Below are 19009 nucleotides of genomic sequence, written 5' to 3' on the forward strand. Positions count from 1 at the left end.
CGCGTCAGCCGAGTAACTGAGCAGACGCGTCTGCGGCTTGTTGCGCGCTGAGCGCGCAGTTCCCCGCGCCCCTTACGGGGCACACCTAGCGTTCTAGCGAGCCTCTACCGGGACGAAGTCCCGGATGACCTCGCCCGTGTAGATCTGGCGCGGGCGCCCGATGCGGGAACCCGGCTCCTTGATCATCTCGTGCCACTGGGCGATCCAGCCCGGCAGGCGGCCGAGGGCGAACAGGACCGTGAACATCTCGGTCGGGAAGCCCATCGCGCGGTAGATCAGACCCGTGTAGAAGTCCACGTTCGGGTAGAGGTTGCGCGAGACGAAGTAGTCGTCGGAGAGCGCGTGCTCCTCCAGCTTCAGCGCGATGTCGAGCAGCTCGTCGGACTTGCCGAGCGCCGAGAGGACATCGTGCGCCGCCGCCTTGATGATCTTGGCGCGCGGGTCGAAGGACTTGTACACCCGGTGGCCGAAGCCCATCAGGCGGACGCCGTCCTCCTTGTTCTTCACCTTGCGGATGAAGGAGTCGACGTCGCCGCCGTTCGCCTGGATGCCCTCCAGCATCTCCAGGACCGACTGGTTGGCGCCGCCGTGCAGCGGGCCCCAGAGGGCGGAGATGCCGGCGGAGATCGAGGCGAACATGTTCGCCTGCGAGGAGCCGACCAGGCGGACCGTGGACGTCGAACAGTTCTGCTCGTGGTCCGCGTGCAGGATGAGGAGCTTGTCCAGGGCGGAGACGACGACCGGGTCGAGGTCGTACTCGGCGGCGGGCACCGAGAAGGTCATGCGCAGGAAGTTCTCGACGTAGCCGAGGTCGTTGCGCGGGTAGACCACCGGGTGGCCGACCGACTTCTTGTACGCGTACGCCGCGATCGTCGGGAGCTTGGCGAGCAGGCGGATCGTCGAGATGTGCCGCTGCTTCTCGTCGAACGGGTTGTGGCTGTCCTGGTAGAACGTCGACAGGGCGCTGACCACCGAGGACAGCATCGCCATCGGGTGCGCGTCCCGCGGGAAGCCGTCGTAGAAGCGCTTGACGTCCTCGTGCAGCAGGGTGTGCTGCGTGATCTCGTTGCGGAACGCGGCCAGCTCGTCGACCTTCGGCAGCTCGCCGTTGATCAGCAGGTACGCCACCTCGAGGAAGGTGGAACGCTCGGCCAGCTGCTCGATCGGGTAGCCGCGGTAGCGCAGGATGCCCTGCTCGCCGTCGAGGTAGGTGACGGCGGATTTGTACGCGGCGGTGTTGCCGTAGCCGCTGTCCAGGGTCACCAGACCGGTCTGGGCGCGGAGCTTGCCGATATCGAAGCCCTTGTCGCCGACAGTCGACTCGATCACCGGGTAGGTGTACTCGCCGTCGCCGTACCGGAGTACCACTGCGTTGTTAGCGTTCTCGCTCACGTCATCCCTCACCGACGTTGTGCCTCTTCTTCGAGGTGCCCTGACTGTCTCTACCATCCCCCATTTGGCCCTGGAGAGTGCACTCGGGGTCGACCATTGGGCCTAATGGCGGCACTCAGTGCCGCCAACCTGCTCATCCTGCCCCCTCCCGAGTGGTTCCGAAAGTGCTCTGTGACCTTTGCGACTCAAATGATCGATCATCGGTCGGGCAGCTTGACGCGGGCGGCGCCGAGGGGGGCGTCGCGTCAGAGCGCCCGGCGGCCCGCGAGCCGGTGGTCCAGGGCCGTGCAGCGCCTGCCCGCCGAGACCGTACGGACCGCCTGTCCCAGAGCCTTGCGCGAACCGACAAGGACGACCAGCTTCTTGGCGCGGGTCACTGCCGTATAGAGCAGATTCCGCTGGAGCATCATCCAGGCGCCGGTGGTGACCGGGATCACCACCGCCGGGTACTCGCTGCCCTGTGAGCGGTGGATCGTCACCGCGTACGCGTGGGCCAGCTCGTCCAGCTCGTCGAAGTCGTACCCCACCTCCTCGTCCTCGTCCGTCACGACCGTGAGCCGCTGCTCGTCGGCGTCCAGGGCGGTGACCACGCCCACCGTGCCGTTGAAGACGCCGTTCTGTCCCTTTTCATAGTTGTTGCGAATTTGGGTGACCTTGTCGCCGACGCGGAAGACGCGGCCGCCGAAGCGCTTCTCGGGCAGGTCGGGGCGGCCGGGCGTGACGGCCTGCTGGAGCAGGCCGTTCAGCGTGCCCGCGCCCGCGGGGCCGCGGTGCATGGGGGCGAGGACCTGCACGTCCCGGCGCGGGTCGAGCCCGAACTTGGCGGGGATGCGGCGCGCCGCGACGTCCACGGTGAGCCGCCCCGCCTCCTCGGTGTCCTCCTCGACGAACAGGAAGAAGTCGGTGAGGCCCTGCGTGAGGGGCTGTTGGCCGGAGTTGATGCGGTGGGCGTTGGTGACCACGCCCGACTGCTGCGCCTGCCGGAAGACGCGCGTGAGCCGGACCGCGGGCACCGGGCTGCCGTCGCTGAGCAGATCCCGCAGGACCTCGCCCGCGCCGACGCTCGGCAGCTGGTCCACATCGCCCACGAAGAGCAGATGGGCGCCCGGAGGGACCGCCTTCACCAGCTTGTTGGCGAGCAGCAGGTCCAGCATGGACGCCTCGTCGACGACCACCAGGTCGGCGTCCAGGGGCCGGTCCTTGTCGTACGCCGCGTCGCCGCCCGGCTTGAGCTCCAGGAGGCGGTGGACGGTGGACGCCTCGGCGCCCGTGAGCTCGGCGAGGCGCTTGGCGGCGCGGCCCGTGGGCGCGGCGAGGAGCACCTTCGCCTTCTTGGCGCGGGCCAGCTCCACGACGGAGCGGACCGTGAAGGACTTGCCGCAGCCGGGCCCGCCGGTGAGGACGGCGACCTTCTGGGTGAGGGCGAGCCGCACGGCCTCCTCCTGCTCGGGCGCCAGCTCGGCACCCGTGCGCCGCGCGAGCCAGGCGAGGGCCTTGTCCCAGGCGACGTCCCGGAAGCCGGGCATGCGGTCGTCCGGGGCGCGCAGGAGGCGCAACAGCTGGGCGGACAGGGAGAGTTCGGCGCGGTGGAAGGGGACCAGATAGACGGCCGTGACGGTCGTGCCGTCACCCTCGGGGCCGGGCACGGGCTCCCGCACCACCCCCTCGTCCTCGCCCGCGAGCTCCGCGAGGCAGTCGATGACCAGGCCCGTGTCGACCTGGAGGAGCTTGACCGCGTCGGCGATCAGGCGCTCCTCGGGCAGGAAGCAGTTGCCCTGGTCGGTGGATTGCGAAAGGGCGTACTGCAGGCCCGCCTTGACGCGGTCCGGGCTGTCGTGCGGGATGCCGACGGACTGGGCGATGCGGTCGGCGGTGAGGAAGCCGATGCCCCAGACGTCGGCGGCCAGGCGGTACGGCTCGTTCCTCACGACCGAGATCGACGCGTCGCCGTACTTCTTGTAGATGCGCACGGCGATGGACGTGGAGACGCCGACGCCCTGGAGGAAGACCATCACCTCCTTGATGGCCTTCTGCTCCTCCCACGCGGCGGCGATCATCTTCGTGCGCTTGGGGCCGAGGCCGGGGACCTCGACGAGGCGCTTGGGCTCCCGCTCGATGACGTCGAGCGTGTCGACGCCGAAGTGCGTGGTGATGCGGTCGGCCATGACCGGGCCGATGCCCTTGATGAGGCCGGAGCCCAGATAGCGGCGGATGCCCTGGATGGTCGCCGGGAGCACCGTCGTGTAGTTCTCCACGGTGAACTGCTTGCCGTACTGCGGGTGGGAGCCCCAACGGCCCTCCATCCGCAGGGACTCGCCGACCTGGGCGCCGAGCAGCGACCCGACGACCGTGAGCAGATCGCCGCCGCCGCGTCCGGTGTCCACCCGCGCCACCGTGTAGCCGTTCTCCTCGTTGGCGTACGTGATGCGCTCTAGTACGCCCTCGACGACGGCCATGCGGGGCGCGGGGACCCCGGGCGCGCTCTGCTGTGCGGCACTGGACATGATCCGACGCTACCGCCGGCCACTGACAGCGACTACGGCGCACGGGGCGTGCGGGTGTCGCGGCGGCACGACGGGGTCGGGGGCGGGGCCGGGCTCGGGGGCGGGGTCGGCAACATCACGATCGGGTTTCGGCCAACCCGCAGGGGGGTTGTCAGCGGCCGTGTAATCGTTTTCAATCCTCGTGTAATCGATTCCACGAGGAGGTGGCATCGGCAGTGGCAAGCGTCGGCATCAAGGACGTCGCGGCTCGGGCGGGCGTCTCCGTGGCCACGGTCTCCCGTGTCCTGAACGGGCACGCGTCGGTCAGTCCCGGGGCGAGGACCCGGGTCCTGGACGCCGTGGAGGCGCTCGGCTACCGGCCCAACACCCTCGCGCGCTCCCTGCGCACGGATCAGACGCGCACGCTCGGCCTGATCATCAGCGATGTCCTGAATCCGTACTTCACCGAGCTGGCCCGCTCCGTCGAGGAGGAGGCCCGTGCGCTCGGCTACAGCATCATCTTCGGCAACGCCGACGAGCGGCCCGAGATCCAGGACCACCACATCCGGACCCTCCTGGACCGCCGCATCGACGGCCTGCTCGTCTCCCCCACCGACGGCGGCTCCCCGCTGATCCTGGACGCCGCACGGGCCGGCACCCCGATGGTCTTCGTCGACCGGTGGATCCCCGGCGTGGACGTGCCCGTGGTGCGCGCCGACGGCCGCGCCGCCGTGCGGGACCTGGTCGCCCATCTGCACGGGCTCGGGCACCGCAGGCTCGCCATCATCGCGGGCCCGGCCGCCACGACGACGGGCAGCGAGCGCGTCGAGGCGTTCCGCGACGCGCTCGCGGAGTACGGCATCGAGCTGCCCGCCGCCTACGTGGGGCAGGGCGACTTCCAGGCCGCGAGCGGGCGCCGCGCCACCGAGCGCTTCCTGGACCTGCCGGAGCCGCCGGACGTGGTGTTCGCCGCCGACAACCTGATGGCGCTCGGCGCGCTCGACGCCATCCGCGCGCGGGGCCTGCGGGTGCCGGACGACATCGCGCTCGCCGCGTTCGACGACATCCCCTGGTTCGTGCACACCGACCCGCCGGTCACGGCCGTCGCCCAGCCCACGGGCGAGCTCGGCCGGGCCGCCGTACGGGCGCTCACCGACCGCATCGAGGGGCGCACGCCCCGGTCCGTGACGCTGCCCGCGCGCCTGGTCGTCCGCCGCTCCTGCGGCGCGGCCGCGCCCCCCACCGACGGATCCCCTGCTGGAAGGAGCAACCCGTGAGCCACGACGGAGAGTTGCTGCGCGTCGAAGGCATCCGCAAGGCCTTCCCGGGCGTCGTGGCGCTCGACGGCGTCGACTTCGACCTGCGCGCGGGCGAGGTGCACGTCCTGCTCGGCGAGAACGGCGCGGGCAAGAGCACCCTGATCAAGATGCTGTCCGGCGCCCACCAGGCCGACGCGGGCCGCATCCTCGTGGGCGGCGAGGAAGTCCGCATCCACGGAGCGCAGGACGCCGAGCGTCTAGGAATCGCCACTATCTATCAGGAGTTCAATCTCGTCCCCGACCTGACGGTCGCCGAGAACATCTTCCTGGGGCGCCAGCCGCGCCGCTACGGCCTGATCGACCGCAAGAAGATGGACGCCGACGCGGCCGAGCTGCTCGCGCGGGTGGGCGTCGACGTGTCGCCGCGCGCCCGCTGCCGCGAGCTCGGCATCGCCCGGCTCCAGATGGTGGAGATCGCCAAGGCGCTCAGCCTGCACGCGCGCGTGCTCATCATGGACGAGCCGACCGCAGTCCTCACCTCCGAAGAGGTCGACAAGCTCTTCACCATCGTGCGGGCGCTGCGCGCGGACGGCGTGGGCGTCGTCTTCATCACGCACCACCTGGAGGAGATCGCCGCGCTCGGCGACCGCGTGAGCGTCATCCGCGACGGCAGAAGCGTGGGCCAGGTGCCCGCGTCGACGCCCGAGGACGAGCTCGTACGGCTCATGGTGGGCCGCTCCATCGAGCAGCAGTACCCGAGACAGCGGCCCGAACTCGACGGCGGTGACGCGCCGTTGCTGCGGGTGCGCGGACTCACCCGGAACGGCGTCTTCCACGACGTCGGCTTCGAGGTGCGCGCCGGTGAGGTCGTCGGCGTGGCGGGCCTGGTCGGCGCGGGCCGCACGGAGGTCGCGCGGGCCGTCTTCGGCGCCGACCCGTACGACGCGGGCTCGGTGGAGGTCGGGGGCCGCGCCCTGCCGCGCCACGACGTGTACGCCGCGATGACGGCCGGGATCGGCCTCGTACCGGAGGACCGCAAGGGTCAGGGGCTCGTCCTGGACGCGTCCGTGGCCGACAACCTGGGCCTGGTGACGCTGCGTTCGGCGACCCGGGCGGGCCTGGTCGACCGGGGTGCCCAGCGGTCGGCGGCCGAGCGGATCGCCGGGCAGCTCGGGGTGCGCATGGCGGGCCTGCACCAGCACGTGCGCACGCTGTCCGGCGGCAACCAGCAGAAGGTCGTCATCGGCAAGTGGCTGCTCGCGAAGGCGCGGGTGCTGATCCTCGACGAGCCGACGCGCGGCATCGACGTCGGCGCGAAGGTCGAGATCTACCAGCTGATCAACGAACTGACGGCGGCCGGGCACGCCGTCCTGATGATCTCCAGCGACCTGCCCGAGGTGCTCGGCATGAGCGACCGGGTCCTGGTGATGGCCGAGGGCCGCCTCGCGGGCGAACTGGCCGCCGAGGACGCGACGCAGGACGCCGTGATGGCGCTCGCCGTCGGCACCTCGCGCGAGACGCCGACCGAACAGCACGACACCACCCCTGCGGGGGACGCGGAGGAGGGTTCCCGTGGCAACCACTGACACCCGGCCGGACAAGACGGCCACCGGCGGCGCGAGCGGGCTCGACCTGCGGCGCCTGCTGCTCGACAACGGGGCGCTCACCGCCCTGGTGGCCCTGGTGGTGGCGATGTCGCTGCTGTCCGGGGACTTCCTGACCACGCAGAACCTGCTCAACGTCGGGGTGCAGGCGGCCGTGACGGCGATCCTCGCCTTCGGCGTCACCTTCGTCATCGTCTCCGCGGGCATCGACCTGTCGGTCGGCTCGGTGGCGGCGCTCTCGGCGACGGTCCTCGCGTGGTCGGCGACGAAGGAGGGCGTGCCCGTCGCGATAGCGGTGCTCCTCGCGGTCGCCACGGGCATCGCCTGCGGTCTGGTCAACGGCGCGCTCGTCTCGTACGGGAAGCTGCCGCCGTTCATCGCGACGCTCGCGATGCTGTCGGTGGCCCGCGGCCTGTCCCTGGTGATCTCGCAGGGCAGCCCGATCGCCTTCCCGGAGTCCGTGTCCAAGGTCGGTGACACCCTCGGCGGCTGGCTGCCGGTGCCGGTCATCGTGATGGTCGCGATGGGCCTGGTGACGGCGCTGATCCTGGCGCGCACGTACATCGGCCGCTCCATGTACGCGATCGGCGGCAACGAGGAGGCGGCGCGGCTCTCGGGCCTGCGGGTCAAGCGGCAGAAGCTCGCGATCTACGCGCTCTCCGGCCTGTTCGCGGCGGTCGCGGGCATCGTCCTCGCGTCCCGTCTGGTCTCCGCGCAGCCGCAGGCCGCGCAGGGCTACGAGCTGGACGCGATCGCCGCGGTCGTCATCGGCGGCGCGAGCCTCGCGGGCGGCGTCGGCAAGGCGTCGGGCACGCTGATCGGCGCGCTGATCCTCGCGGTCCTGCGCAACGGCCTCAACCTCCTGTCCGTGTCGGCGTTCTGGCAGCAGGTGGTCATCGGTGTCGTCATCGCGCTCGCGGTGCTCCTCGACACGGTGCGCAGGAAGGCGGGGGCGTCGGCGGGCACGCCGGTCGGCAGTACGTCGTCGGGGGCCGGACGCAAGGGGCCGCAGGCGCTGAAGTACACCCTCGCCGCCGTCGTCGCGGCGGCCGTGATCGCGGCGGTGTCCCTGTGGAACACCGGCGGTTCGGGCTCGTCGACGAAGGTCGGCCTGTCCCTGTCCACGCTCAACAACCCCTTCTTCGTACAGATGAAGGAGGGCGCGCAGGCGGAGGCCGAGCGGCAGGGAGTGAAGCTGACGGTGACGGACGCGCAGAACGACGCGTCCCAGCAGGCCAACCAGCTGCAGAACTTCACCAGCGAGAGCATGAAGGCCGTCATCGTCAACCCGGTCGACTCCGACGCGGTGGGCCCGGCGGCGCGCGCCGCGAACAAGGCCGACATCCCGGTGGTCGCCGCCGATCGCGGCGTCAACAAGGCGGACGTCGCCACGCTCGTCGCGTCCGACAACGTCGCGGGCGGCAGGCAGGCCGCGAAGGCCCTCGCCGACAAGCTCGGCGGCAAGGGCGAGGTGGCCGTGCTCCAGGGCACCGCGGGCACGTCCGCGAGCCGTGAGCGCGGCCAGGGCTTCGCCGAGGGCATCAAGGAGTTCCCCGGCATCAAGGTGGTCGCCAAGCAGCCCGCGGACTTCGACCGCACGAAGGGCCTGGACGTCATGACGAACCTGCTGCAGGGCCACCCGGGCGTCGACGGCGTGTTCGCGGAGAACGACGAGATGGCGCTCGGCGCGGTCAAGGCGCTCGGCGGCAAGGCCGGGAAGTCGGTGTCGGTGGTCGGCTTCGACGGCACGCCGGACGGCCTGAAGGCGGTCGGGGACGGCACGCTGTACGCGTCGGTGGCGCAGCAGCCGAAGGAGCTCGGCAGGATCGCGGTCCGCAACGCCGTGGCGGTGGCGGACGGCAAGAAGGTCGACTCGCTGGTGAAGGTGCCGGTGAAGGTGGTCACGGCGAAGAACGTGAAGGACTTCGGGTGACCGTACGGTGGGACCGACGAGTGCGCGGACGTGCGCGGACGCCGTGAACGGGGCGGCGTGAACGAGGCGGCGTGAACAGGGCGTCGTGAACAGGGTGAAAGGCAGTACAGGAATGCACGAGTACGACCTGCTGGTCGTGGGGTCGGCCAACGCCGATCTGGTGACCGCCGTGGAGCGGCGGCCCGCCGCCGGTGAGACGGTCCTCGGCTCCGACCTCGCGGTCCACCCGGGCGGCAAGGGCGCGAACCAGGCGGTGGCGGCGGCCCGGCTCGGCGCGGCCACGGCGCTCCTCGCCCGGGTCGGCGACGACGCGTACGGGCGGCTGCTGCTCGACGCGCAGCGGTCGGCGGGCGTGGACACGGTCGGGGTCCTGGTGGGCGGCGCGCCCACCGGGGTCGCGCTAATCACCGTGGATCCGTCGGGCGACAACAGCATCGTGGTGGCGCCGGGCGCCAACGCGCGTCTGACGCCGGACGACGTACGGGCCGCCGCGTCCCTGTTCGCGGCGGCGAGCGTGGTGTCGGTGCAGCTGGAGATCCCGCTGGAGACGGTCGCGGAGGTGGCCCGCGCGCTGCCCCACGGCACGCGTCTGGTCCTGAACCCGTCGCCGCCCGCGCCCCTGCCGCCGGAGGTCCTCGCGGCCTGCGATCCGCTGATCGTGAACGAGCACGAGGCGCGGGTGATCCTCCAGGGCGCCGGGGCCGGTGTGCCGGTGTCGGACGAGCCGCAGGACTGGGCGAAGGAGCTCCTCGCGCTCGGCCCGCGCTCGGTGGTCGTGACGCTCGGCGAGCGCGGCGCGCTGGTGGCGACGGTCGAGGAGTGCGAGCTCGTGCCGTCGGTGACGGTGGCCGCGGTGGACACGACGGGGGCCGGGGACGCGTTCACGGCGGCGCTCGCGTGGCGGCTCGGCGCGGGCGAGAGCCTGGCGGCGGCGGCGCGGTACGCGGTGAAGGTGGGCGCGCTCGCCGTGACGCGGGCGGGGGCGCAGGCGTCGTACCCGACCGCCGCCGAGGTCGCGGCGCTCGTGGGTCCTGGCGCCGGGCGGTGAAGCGGGCGGGGATACTCAACCGCCATCTCGCGGGCGCCCTCGCCGAGCTGGGGCACGGCGACCGGGTCCTGGTGTGCGACGCGGGGATGCCGATTCCGGCGGGGCCGCGGGTGGTGGATCTGGCGTTCGTGGCCGGGGTGCCGTCGTTCGCCGAGGTCCTCGACGGGCTGCTCGGGGAGCTCGTGGTGGAGGGGGCGGTGGCGGCGCGCGAGGTGCGGGCGGCGAATCCGCCGGCGGCGGGGCTGCTCGCGGACCGGTTCCCCGGGGCGCCGGGTCCGTGGCTGGATCTGGTGCCGCACGAGGAGCTCAAGCGGCGCACGGCCGACGCCCGCCTCGTGGTCCGCACCGGGGAGGCACGGCCGTACGCGAACGCGCTGCTGACGTGCGGCGTCTTCTTCTGAGCGGCTGAGCGGCGCCTTGCTGCTGAGCGGCGCCTTCTTGTGAAGGTGGGGGTGGAGGCGTTTCGAGGGGGCCCGGTCCGTCGACCGGGCCCCCTCGGGTTCCCCTCCCCAGCCGGGCGCTCCGCGGAAATCCCCCCAGATTCCCCCCTCCGGAGCCACCGGCACCCACTACGACACCCGGCGACGGAGAAGGGTTGCACGGCTCCGGAAAGTTACGCCGGAAGTTTTCGGCGTGCCGACGAACCGCCCCGGACGTAGCGTTCTGCACATGAGCGACAACTCCCCGCAAGGCGCTTCCTTCGAAGACGACGTCATGGCCGAACTGGGCGACGACAAGCTCCAGGAGATCGCGGGCGTGCTCGGCACCGACACGGCCGGTGCGCGGGACGTCGTGGGCACGACGGTCTCCACGCTCTCCGGCGAGCTCCCGACGGAGGCCCCCGCGCCCGAGGACGCGCCCCTCCAGGGCGTGGCCACCCTCGGCGGCGGCCTGGGCGGCCTCCTCGGCGGCGGCATGGCGGCCGGAGTGCTCGGCAAACTGAGCAAGCCGGTCGCGAACGCCGTGTCGAAGAAGACGGGCATCCCGGCGGCGACGGTGACCCGAGTGATCGAGATGCTGCTCCCGGTGATCCTGGCGGTCCTGACCAAGCGCGCGACGGGCGGCAAGAAGTAGCGCCCCCGGCTCAGCACGCGTACGTCACATACCTCCGGACCGTCTCCCTGAGGACCTCGTGGCCGTTTCTCGTCCACAGGGTCTCGTTGAAGAGTTCGACCTCGATCGGGCCCGTGTAGCCCGCGGTGGTCATCAGGGTGCGCCAGTGGGGGAAGTCGACTGTGCCGTCGCCGAGTTGGCCGCGGCCGGTGAGGACGCCGTGGGGCAGGGGGGTGGTCCAGTCGGCGAGCTGGAAGGCGTGCAGGCGGTGTTCGGTGCCCGCGCGGGCGACGGCGGCGGGGGCCCGGTCGTCCCACCAGACGTGGTACGTGTCCACGCAGACGCCGACCTGGTCCGCGGGGAAGGGTGCGGCGAGGTCGAGGGCCTGGGTGAGGGTGGAGACCACGCAGCGGTCGGCCGCGTACATGGGGTGGAGGGGTTCCAGCGCGAGGCGGACGCCGTGCCGGGCGGCGTAGGGGGCGAGTTCGGCCAGGGCGTCCGCCACCCGGGAACGGGCCGCGTGCAGGTCGCGGCTGCCGGGCGGGAGGCCGCCGGAGACCAGGACGAGGGTGTCGGTGCCGAGCGCGGCCGCCTCCTCGACGGCCGCGCGGTTGTCGGCGAGCGCCCCGGCCCGCTCCTGCGGGTCCTCCGCCGTGACGAAGCCGCCCCGGCAGAGCGTGGTGACGGCGAGGCCCGCGGCCCGCATGAGCTTCGCCGCGGCCTCGACGCCGTACGCCTGAACGGGCTCGCGCCACAGGCCGACCCCGCGGATGCCCAGGTCCGCGCAGGCGGTGACGAGTTCGGGGAGCGACAGCTGTTTGACCGTCATCTGGTTGACGCTCAGGTCCGCCGGAGGAGAAAGGGGAGACGGGGGTGGGGGTGGGGGTGGGGGTGGGGTCATCTTGTTACTCCGTAGACCTTCAGGAGCGTCCGCATGCGGTGTTCCGCCCTCTCCGGGTCGGGGAACATGGACAGCGCGGCGGCGAGCTCGTACGCCCTGGTGAGGTGCGGGAGCGAGCGCGCCGACTGGAGGCCGCCGACCATCGTGAAGTGGCGCTGGTGGCCCGCGAGCCAGGCCAGGAAGACCACGCCCGTCTTGTAGTAGCGGGTCGGCGCCTCGAAGAGGTGCCGGGCCAGGTCCACGGTCGGGTCCAGGAGCGCGCGGAACGCCTTCGGGTCGTCGGCGTCCAGCGCCCGGACCGCCCGCGCCGCCACCGGGGCCAGCGGGTCGAAGACGCCGAGCAGCGCGTGGCTGTGGCCGTGGTCGTCGCCCTCGATCAGCTCCGGGTAGTGGAAGTCGTCGCCCGTGTAGCAGCGGACGCCGTCGGGGAGGCGGCGGCGCAGGGCGACCTCGCGGTCCGCGTCCAGGAGCGAGATCTTCACGCCGTCGACCTTGCCGGGGTGCGCGGCGATCACCTCCAGGAACGTGTCCGTCGCCGCGTCCAGGTCCGGCGAGCCCCAGTAGCCCTCCAGGGCCGGGTCGAACATGGGGCCCAGCCAGTGCAGGATCACGGGCGTGGCCGCCTGGCGCAGGAGCGTGTCGTACGTCGTCAGATAGTCGTCCGGGCCCCGGGCCGTCGCCGCGAGGGCGCGTGACGCCATGAGGATCGCCTGCGCGCCCGTGTCCTCCACCAGCGCGAGTTGCTCCTCGTACGCGCGGAGTACCTCTGCCAACGTGGCGGCCTGCGAGGTGAGTTGGTCCGTGCCCGCGCCGCACGCGATCCGGCCGCCCACCGCCTTCGCCTCCGCCGCGGAGCGGCGGATCAGCTCCGCCGCCCCCGCCCAGTCCAGGCCCATGCCTCGCTGCGCGGTGTCCATCGCCTCCGCCACGCCCAGGCCGTGCGCCCACAGGTGGCGGCGGAAGGCGAGCGTGGCGTCCCAGTCGACGGCGGCCGGGCCGTCCGGCGACACGTCCGCGTTCGGGTCGGCGACCACGTGCGCGGCGGCGAGGACGGTGCGGGTGCGCAGCGGGGGCGCGCCCGTGGTCACGGCGCGATCTCCGGTACGTCGACGCGGCGGCCCTCCGCCGACGACCTCAGGCCCAGCTCCGCCAGCTGCACGCCGCGCGCGCCCGCGAACAGGTCCCAGTGGTACGGCGCGTCCGCGTACACGTGCCGCAGGAACAGCTCCCACTGCGCCTTGAAGCCGTTCTCGAACTCCTCGTTGTCCGGGACCTCCTGCCACTGCTCCCGGAAGCGGTGGACGGCCGGCAGGTCCGGGTTCCACACCGGCTTCGGCGTCGTCGCGCGGTGCTGCACGCGGCACGTGCGCAGGCCCGCGACCGCCGAGCCCTCCGTGCCGTCCACCTGGAACTCGACCAGCTCGTCGCGGTTCACCCGCACCGCCCACGACGAGTTGATCTGCGCGATCGCGCCCCCGTCGAGCTCGAAGACCGCGTACGCCGCATCGTCCGCCGTCGCCGCGTACGGCTTGCCCCGCTCGTCCCAGCGCTGCGGGACGTGCGTCGCCGCGAGCGCCTGGACCGTGCGCACCCTGCCGAACAGCTCGTGCAGCACGTAGTCCCAGTGCGGGAACATGTCCACGACGATGCCGCCGCCGTCCTCCGCCCGGTAGTTCCACGACGGGCGCTGCGCGGGCTGCCAGTCGCCCTCGAACACCCAGTACCCGAACTCCCCCCGCACCGACAGGACGTGCCCGAAGAACCCGCCGTCCACGAGCCGCTTCAGCTTGCGCAGGCCCGGCAGGAACAGCTTGTCCTGCACCACCCCGTGCTTCACGCCCGCCTGTCGCGCGCGGCGGGCCAGGTCAAGGGCTGCCTCCAGGGTCGTCGCCGACGGCTTCTCGACGTACACGTGCTTGCCCGCGGCCACGGCTCGCCGCACCGCGTCCTCCCGCGCCGACGTCACCTGCGCGTCGAAGTAGATCTCGACCGTCGGGTCGGCGAGCACCGCGTCCAGGTCCGTCGACCAGTGCGTGAGGCCGTGGCGCCCGGCCAGTGCGCGCAGCGCCGGTTCCCTGCGGCCCACCAGGACCGGCTCCGGCCACAGCACCGTGCCGTCGCCGTCCTCCAGGTCGAGGCCGCCCTGCTCGCGCAGCGCGAGGATCGAACGGACCAGGTGCTGGTGGTGACCCATGCGTCCCGTCACGCCGTTCATGGCGATGCGGACCGTCTTCCGTGTCACGTGAGTTCCTCCGTCGGGCCGGGGGTTTCTCCGTCGTCAGGGCGGGGTTTTTCCGTCGTCGGGCCGGGGGTTTCTTCGGTGTTCCGTGCGGTGGGACGGCATGCGCGCATAGCAAGCGCTTTCTACTGGGAGAAGCTAGCCTGCCGGACAATGTTCGTACAAGACCGGAGGACCACTAGATGACCGTGACCCTGGCGGACGTGGCGGCCCGCGCCCAGGTGTCCCCCGCCACCGTCTCCCGCGTCCTGAACGGCAACTACCCCGTCGCCGCCGCCACCCGCGAGCGCGTACTGCGGGCCGTCGACGAGCTCGACTACGTCCTCAACGGGCCCGCCAGCTCCCTCGCCGCCGCCACCTCCGACCTCGTCGGCATCCTCGTCAACGACATCGCCGACCCCTTCTTCGGCATCATGGCGAGCGCGGTGCAGTCCGAGATCGGCGGGCCCGGCGGGCGCGCCGGGGGCGAGCGCATGGCCGTCGTGTGCAACACCGGCGGGTCGCCCGAACGGGAGCTCACCTATCTGACCCTGCTCCAGCGGCAGCGGGCCGCCGCCGTCGTCGTCACCGGCGGCGCCAGCGAGGACCCCGCCCACGCCGCCGCGATCGGCGGGAAGCTGCGGCGGCTCGGGGACTCGGGGGCCCGGGTCGTCCTGTGCGGGCGGCCTCCGGCCGAGGGTGCGCCGGATTCCGTCGCCCTCACCTTCGACAACCGTGGCGGGGGGCGGCGGCTCACCGAGCACGTGCTGGCGCTCGGGCACCGGCGGGTCGCGTACATCGCCGGGCCCGTGGAGCGGACCACCACGCGGCATCGGCTCGAAGGGCACCGGGAGGCGTTGGCGGGGGCCGGTATCGACGACGATCCGCGGCTGACCCTGCACGGGCCCTACGACCGGCGCTCCGGGTACGACGCGACCGTCGAACTGCTGCGGCGGGAGCCGTCGTTGACCGCCGTGGTCGCCGCGAACGACACCGTGGCGCTGGGGGCTTGTGCGGCTCTTCGGGATCGGGGGCTGCGGATTCCTGCGGACGTGTCCGTGGCCGGGTTCGACGATCTGCCGTTCAGCGTCGATGCCGTGCCCGCGCTCACCACCGTGCGGTTGCCGTTGTACGAGGCGGGGGCGCGGGCCGGGCGGATCGCCATGGGGCGGGAGGAGGAGCCGCCCGGGGGGATTGCCTCGGTGCATGGGGAGTTGATGGTGCGGGGGTCCACCGGGGTTCCTCGTGCTGGGGTTCCTCGGGAGTGATGCGCTGTGGCGGAGCTCCATCGGCGGCTCCCTCCCGGTGGGGGTTGCGCCGCCTGCGGTTCGTTGTGGAGCGGGGCCGCGCCGGTATGTCCGTCCTCGCCGTCCCTACGCGCCGTTCGCCCTCGGGGCAGCGGCAGTTGTCTGAGCGTGCTGCGGGCGGACATACCGGCGCGGCCCCTCCGGTTCGTTCGCGGCTGCGGGGGTGTGGGGGTTTCGGCCCTCAGCGCTTCTCGGTCAGCAGTCAGGGCTTCTTGGTCGGCTTCTTGGTCGGCTTCTTGATCGTCCAGGTACCTACCCGGTTGTACGACGAGTCGTAGATCGCCTCTGTCGCGGGGTTGACCGGCATCGTGCTGCCACTAGGGTCCGCGCCATGAGACTCGCCTTCTCCACGCTCGGCGTGCCCGGGCTGCCCGTCGCCGACGTCCTGCGTCTTGCCACCGCGCACGGCTACCACGGCGTCGAGTTGCGCGCGCACCCCGAAGAACCCGTTCATCCGGGCATCGACCTCACCGAACGGGCCGACGTGGCTGCCGCGTTCAAGGACGCCGGTGTCTCCGTCGTGGGGATCGCCGGGTACGTGCGCGTCGCCGCGCCGGGCGCGGATCAGCCCGTGCTCGACGAGTTGCGGGAGCTGCTGTGCCTGGCCCGGGACGTCGGTGCTCCGTTCGTTCGGGTGTTTCCCGGTGGGGGGACCGAGCAGGGTGCGGAGGAGGCCGATGCCACTGCGGCCCGGCGGCTCGGTACCGCCGCCGAGTACGCCGCCGACTGCGGCGTACGGATCCTCGTCGAGACGCACGATTCGCATCGCACGGGCGCCGACGTGGGGCGGATCCTCGGGCTCGTCGGCCATCGGCACGCCGGCGCGCTGTGGGACCTCATGCACGCCTGGCTCGGTGGCGAGGACGTCGCAGAGACCTATGCCGCCCTCGCCCCCTACCTCGGCTACGTCCAGGTCAAGGACATCGCGGGCGCCGACGACACCACGCCGCTCGCCCTCGGCTCGGGCGTGCTGCCCATCGGCGAGTGTGTGGAGCTGCTCAGCCGCAAGGGCTGGGACGGGTGGCTGTGCTGGGAGTACGAGAAGCGGTGGTACGACGGTGCGGTGGCGCTTCCTGAGGTGTTGGGGGGCGGGCGGGAACTGCTTGCCCGGCTCCTCACCGAGTCCGCCTAGGATTCCTCGGCCTCGTGCGTCAGGTAGGCGTGCAGGCGGCCTGCGCCCTCCAGCATCGTTCTTGATCTGCGGGTCAGCTCCTCCTGGCGCCGGGTCAGTGCCGCGCGCAGCTCGGTCGCGCCGCCCGTTGTGCGCAGGTCCTCCAGGACGGGGCGGATCTGCGGCAGCGGGTAGCGGGCCTGGCGGAGCAGGTTGATCATGCGGGCGTCGCGGAGGTCCGTGGTGTCGTAACGGCGGTAGCGGGTGCCGCGCTCGCGTGCGGGTGAGAGCAGGCCCGCCGACTCCCAGACGCGGAGCGTCGACGGGCGCACGCCGAGGTGGGTCGCGGCCTCGCCCACCGTGAGGGGGGTGCGGGGGGCTGGTTCGGGCGTGGGGGCGCTCGCCATCGCCTCCAGGGCCTCGCCCGTCGCCCGCAGCGCGCCGCGCTGGTCGTGCAGGGCCGCGTGCGCGGCGTCCGTCAGCTCCAGGGCCTTCGGTACGTCGTCCGCGTGCACCGCCCGCATGATCTCCCGGGACGTCTCGGGGCCGAAGCCCCGGGCGAGCGCGCGGTACGTCAGCAGGGCCCGGCCGTGCACGGCGTGGAAGCGGCGGTAGCCGGACGGGGTGCGTTCGGTCGGCGGCAGGATGCCCGCGTCGGCGTAGTCGCGCACCAGCTGGGTCGAGACGCCCGCCATGCGGGCCAGGTCGACGGGGCGCAGGGCGCGGCCCGTCATGCGGGGGTCGAGGACTTCCGTGGCATGTCGGCAGCGTACGTCCGAGCGGCCTTGGGTGTCCGGGGGCCGGTCGACAGGGACGTCAGGGCCACGCCGCCCACCAGCAGCGCCGCCGCGCAGTACTGCAGCCCGCTCACCGGCTCCCCGAGGAACAGCGCCGCCGACGACATCCCGAACACCGGCACCAGGAGCGTGAACGGCGCCACGGTCGACGCGGGGTGGCGGCGCAGCAGATAGCCCCAGGCCCCGAAGCCGAAGACCGTCGCGACCCACGCGACGCAGACCAGCGCGGCCACGCCCTGCCAGTCGAGCGAGCGCAGCGCGTCCAGGTCCCGCGAGGGGCCCTCGAAGAGCAGGGAGAGCGCGAGCAGCGGCAGTACCGGGACGGTGCTCACCCACACCATGAAGTTCAGGGCGTCCGGCGGCGCCGCCTTGCGGGTGAGGACGTTGGACACGCCCCAGCAGGCCGCGGCCGCGACGGTCAGGCCGAAGGCGGTCAGCGGGCCGGACGCGCCCTCGTCGACCGCCGCCACACCGATGCCCGCGAGGGCGATGGCCATCCCGAGGACGCGGACGCGGGAGGGGATCTCACCGAGTACGGCGAAGGCCAGGAGTGCCGTGAAGACCGCCTGGACCTGGAGGACCAGGGAGGACAGGCCCGCGGGCATCCCCGCGTCCATGCCGATGAAGAGCAGGCCGAACTTCGCGACCCCCAGGGACAGGCCGACCCCGATCAGCCACTTCCAGGCGACCTTGGGGCGGCCGACGAAGAACACCGCGGGCAGCGCCGCGACGAGGAAGCGCAGGGAGGAGAACAGCAGCGGCGGGAAGTGGTCGAGGCCGATCTCGATCACGACGAAGTTGACGCCCCAGATGGCGGTGACGAGGACGGCGAGGCAGATGTGACGGGGACGCATGCGTCGAGGATCACGCGACGGGAGTATGTAGCACCAGCGCGGATTTCTTCATGATTGAGTTTAGGAACGCTTAGGGGTGGGGGTCGGGATGCTGGATCTGGGGCGGTTGCGGGCGCTGCACGCCGTGTCCGTGCACGGGACGGTGGGTGCGGCCGCCGCCGCGCTCGGCTACACGCCGTCCGCCGTGTCGCAGCAGATCGCCAAGCTGGAGCGCGAGACCCGTACGACGCTCCTGGAGCGGCAGGGCCGCGGTGTCGCGCTCACCGAGGAGGCGCTGCATCTCGCGGACGCGGCACGGGAGTTGCTGGCGATCGTGGAGCGCACGGAGACGGACCTTGAGGAGCGGCGCGGGGTGCCCGCCGGGCGGCTCAGCATCGTCGCGTTCGCCTCCGCCGCGCGCGGACTGCTGCCCGGGGTGCTCGCGGAGCTCGCGCGCCGCCATCCCGCGCTGGACGCCCGCCTGGCGGAGGTCGAGCCGCATCTCTCCGTCGACCTCGTCGCCAAGGGCGCGGTGGACCTCGCGGTCGCGCACGACTGGGACATCGCGCCGCTGCCCGCGCCACCCGGCGTCGAACAGGTCCTCATCGGCGAGGACTTGTGCGATCTGCTGGTTCCCGAGGGGCATGCGCTGGCCGGGCGGGACTCGGTGCGGCGCACGGATCTGCGGGGCGAGCGGTGGATCGCGCAGCCGCCGGGGCGGGTGTGCCACGACTGGCTGATGCGGACGATGCGGGAGGTCGGGTGCGAGCCGATGATCGTCCATCAGGCCGAGGAGAACCCCACGCTGATCGCGCTCGTGGCGGCAGGGCTGGGGATCGCGGTGATCCCCCGGCTCGGGCGGGGGCCGTTGCCGCCGGGGGTGGTGGCCGTCGCCCTTGATCCGCTGCCTGCGCGGAGGCTGTACGCGGTGTGGCGGGAGGGGGCGGCGCGGCGGCCGGCCATCGTGGAGACGGTACGGGTCCTGCGGGAGCGTTGGCCTCGCGGTGCGCCCCCGAAAAGCAATCGGCCTTCGGCCTCGTCCTCAAACGCCGGACGGGCTAGAAATAGCC

General features: G+C 72.4%; 16 protein-coding genes. 9 read left to right on the forward strand and 7 right to left on the reverse strand.

All coding sequences use genetic code 11. From position 1 onward, the window contains the following. Positions 1-93: 93 nt before the first annotated feature. Both ACFWZ5_RS37700 and ACFWZ5_RS37705 read right to left on the reverse strand, forming a co-directional pair. Entirely contained in the window at positions 94-1392 is a 1299-nt protein-coding gene (locus ACFWZ5_RS37700) for a citrate synthase (protein ID WP_384798266.1), read from the reverse strand. A 245-nt stretch (positions 1393-1637) separates the two neighbouring features. Beyond that, the gene (locus ACFWZ5_RS37705; RefSeq protein ID WP_384798269.1) at positions 1638-3896 is read right to left on the reverse strand and encodes an ATP-dependent RecD-like DNA helicase; all 2259 of its coding nucleotides are present in this window, start codon (positions 3894-3896) and stop codon (positions 1638-1640) included. 215 nt (positions 3897-4111) lie between these two features. Here ACFWZ5_RS37705 and ACFWZ5_RS37710 point away from each other — a divergent pair, with 215 nt between their 5' ends. The 6 genes from ACFWZ5_RS37710 (at position 4112) to ACFWZ5_RS37735 (ending at position 10793) form a co-directional block, all read left to right on the forward strand. Then, positions 4112-5152 (forward strand): LacI family DNA-binding transcriptional regulator, encoded by a 1041-nt coding sequence (locus ACFWZ5_RS37710; protein WP_384798272.1) that lies wholly within the window; start codon positions 4112-4114, stop codon positions 5150-5152. Next, positions 5149-6720, forward strand: coding sequence for a sugar ABC transporter ATP-binding protein (locus ACFWZ5_RS37715; RefSeq protein ID WP_384798275.1), 1572 nt, complete (start codon positions 5149-5151; stop codon positions 6718-6720). The genes ACFWZ5_RS37710 and ACFWZ5_RS37715 overlap by 4 nt, the downstream gene beginning before the upstream one ends. A gap of 46 nt (positions 6721-6766) precedes the next feature. Then, the gene (locus ACFWZ5_RS37720; RefSeq protein ID WP_384891952.1) at positions 6767-8671 is read left to right on the forward strand and encodes a substrate-binding domain-containing protein; all 1905 of its coding nucleotides are present in this window, start codon (positions 6767-6769) and stop codon (positions 8669-8671) included. A 112-nt stretch (positions 8672-8783) separates the two neighbouring features. Continuing rightward, positions 8784-9719, forward strand: coding sequence for a ribokinase (rbsK, locus tag ACFWZ5_RS37725; protein WP_384798278.1), 936 nt, complete (start codon positions 8784-8786; stop codon positions 9717-9719). Further along, complete coding sequence (rbsD, locus tag ACFWZ5_RS37730) at positions 9716-10120, forward strand: D-ribose pyranase (protein ID WP_384798281.1); 405 nt, start codon at positions 9716-9718, stop codon at positions 10118-10120. Before rbsK ends, rbsD begins: the two co-directional genes overlap by 4 nt. A gap of 268 nt (positions 10121-10388) precedes the next feature. Next, positions 10389-10793 carry a DUF937 domain-containing protein gene (locus tag ACFWZ5_RS37735; RefSeq protein ID WP_384806034.1) on the forward strand — a complete coding sequence of 135 codons (405 nt, stop codon included), beginning with the start codon at positions 10389-10391 and terminating at the stop codon, positions 10791-10793. A gap of 10 nt (positions 10794-10803) precedes the next feature. Here ACFWZ5_RS37735 and ACFWZ5_RS37740 read toward each other — a convergent pair whose 3' ends face one another. Genes ACFWZ5_RS37740 through ACFWZ5_RS37750 form a run of 3 tightly spaced genes read right to left on the reverse strand, consistent with a single transcriptional unit; the run spans position 10804 to position 13915 of the window. Then, positions 10804-11673, reverse strand: coding sequence for a sugar phosphate isomerase/epimerase family protein (locus ACFWZ5_RS37740; RefSeq protein WP_384806036.1), 870 nt, complete (start codon positions 11671-11673; stop codon positions 10804-10806). Further along, positions 11670-12761, reverse strand: coding sequence for a dihydrodipicolinate synthase family protein (locus tag ACFWZ5_RS37745; RefSeq protein ID WP_384806038.1), 1092 nt, complete (start codon positions 12759-12761; stop codon positions 11670-11672). Before ACFWZ5_RS37745 ends, ACFWZ5_RS37740 begins: the two co-directional genes overlap by 4 nt. Then, entirely contained in the window at positions 12758-13915 is a 1158-nt protein-coding gene (locus ACFWZ5_RS37750; protein ID WP_384806040.1) for a Gfo/Idh/MocA family protein, read from the reverse strand. Before ACFWZ5_RS37750 ends, ACFWZ5_RS37745 begins: the two co-directional genes overlap by 4 nt. 179 nt (positions 13916-14094) lie before the next feature. Here ACFWZ5_RS37750 and ACFWZ5_RS37755 point away from each other — a divergent pair, with 179 nt between their 5' ends. Beyond that, the gene (locus ACFWZ5_RS37755) at positions 14095-15159 is read left to right on the forward strand and encodes a LacI family DNA-binding transcriptional regulator (protein ID WP_384806042.1); all 1065 of its coding nucleotides are present in this window, start codon (positions 14095-14097) and stop codon (positions 15157-15159) included. A gap of 370 nt (positions 15160-15529) precedes the next feature. After that, the gene (locus ACFWZ5_RS37760) at positions 15530-16330 is read left to right on the forward strand and encodes a sugar phosphate isomerase/epimerase family protein (protein WP_384806465.1); all 801 of its coding nucleotides are present in this window, start codon (positions 15530-15532) and stop codon (positions 16328-16330) included. Here the strand turns inward: ACFWZ5_RS37760 and ACFWZ5_RS37765 are convergent. Next, a complete protein-coding gene (locus ACFWZ5_RS37765) occupies positions 16327-17043 on the reverse strand; it encodes a MerR family transcriptional regulator (RefSeq protein WP_384806467.1) in 717 nt (238 codons plus the stop codon). The genes ACFWZ5_RS37760 and ACFWZ5_RS37765 overlap by 4 nt on opposite strands. Further along, positions 17040-17960: an EamA family transporter gene (locus tag ACFWZ5_RS37770; RefSeq protein WP_384806469.1), complete on the reverse strand. Its 921-nt coding sequence runs from the start codon at positions 17958-17960 to the stop codon at positions 17040-17042. The genes ACFWZ5_RS37765 and ACFWZ5_RS37770 overlap by 4 nt, the downstream gene beginning before the upstream one ends. A gap of 88 nt (positions 17961-18048) precedes the next feature. On the opposite strand from ACFWZ5_RS37770, the gene ACFWZ5_RS37775 reads away from it, so the two are divergent. Continuing rightward, positions 18049-19009 (forward strand): LysR family transcriptional regulator (locus ACFWZ5_RS37775; protein ID WP_384806471.1); only part of this gene is annotated, 961 nt, incomplete at its 3' end.

Origin of the sequence: Streptomyces sp. NPDC059003 (assembly GCF_042740445.1) — a bacterium.
GTDB lineage: Bacteria > Actinomycetota > Actinomycetes > Streptomycetales > Streptomycetaceae > Streptomyces.

Excerpts from the sequence above, each read along its gene's own strand:
- ACFWZ5_RS37705 (WP_384798269.1), bottom strand. The coding sequence starts at position 3,896 with ATGTCCAGTGCCGCACAGCAGAGCGCGCCCGGGGTCCCCGCGCCCCGC.
- rbsK (WP_384798278.1), top strand. The coding sequence starts at position 8,784 with ATGCACGAGTACGACCTGCTGGTCGTGGGGTCGGCCAACGCCGATCTG.
- ACFWZ5_RS37735 (WP_384806034.1), top strand. The coding sequence starts at position 10,389 with ATGAGCGACAACTCCCCGCAAGGCGCTTCCTTCGAAGACGACGTCATG.
- ACFWZ5_RS37740 (WP_384806036.1), bottom strand. The coding sequence starts at position 11,673 with ATGACCCCACCCCCACCCCCACCCCCACCCCCGTCTCCCCTTTCTCCT.
- ACFWZ5_RS37755 (WP_384806042.1), top strand. The coding sequence starts at position 14,095 with ATGACCGTGACCCTGGCGGACGTGGCGGCCCGCGCCCAGGTGTCCCCC.
- ACFWZ5_RS37760 (WP_384806465.1), top strand. The coding sequence starts at position 15,530 with ATGAGACTCGCCTTCTCCACGCTCGGCGTGCCCGGGCTGCCCGTCGCC.
- ACFWZ5_RS37765 (WP_384806467.1), bottom strand. The coding sequence starts at position 17,043 with ATGACGGGCCGCGCCCTGCGCCCCGTCGACCTGGCCCGCATGGCGGGC.
- ACFWZ5_RS37770 (WP_384806469.1), bottom strand. The coding sequence starts at position 17,960 with ATGCGTCCCCGTCACATCTGCCTCGCCGTCCTCGTCACCGCCATCTGG.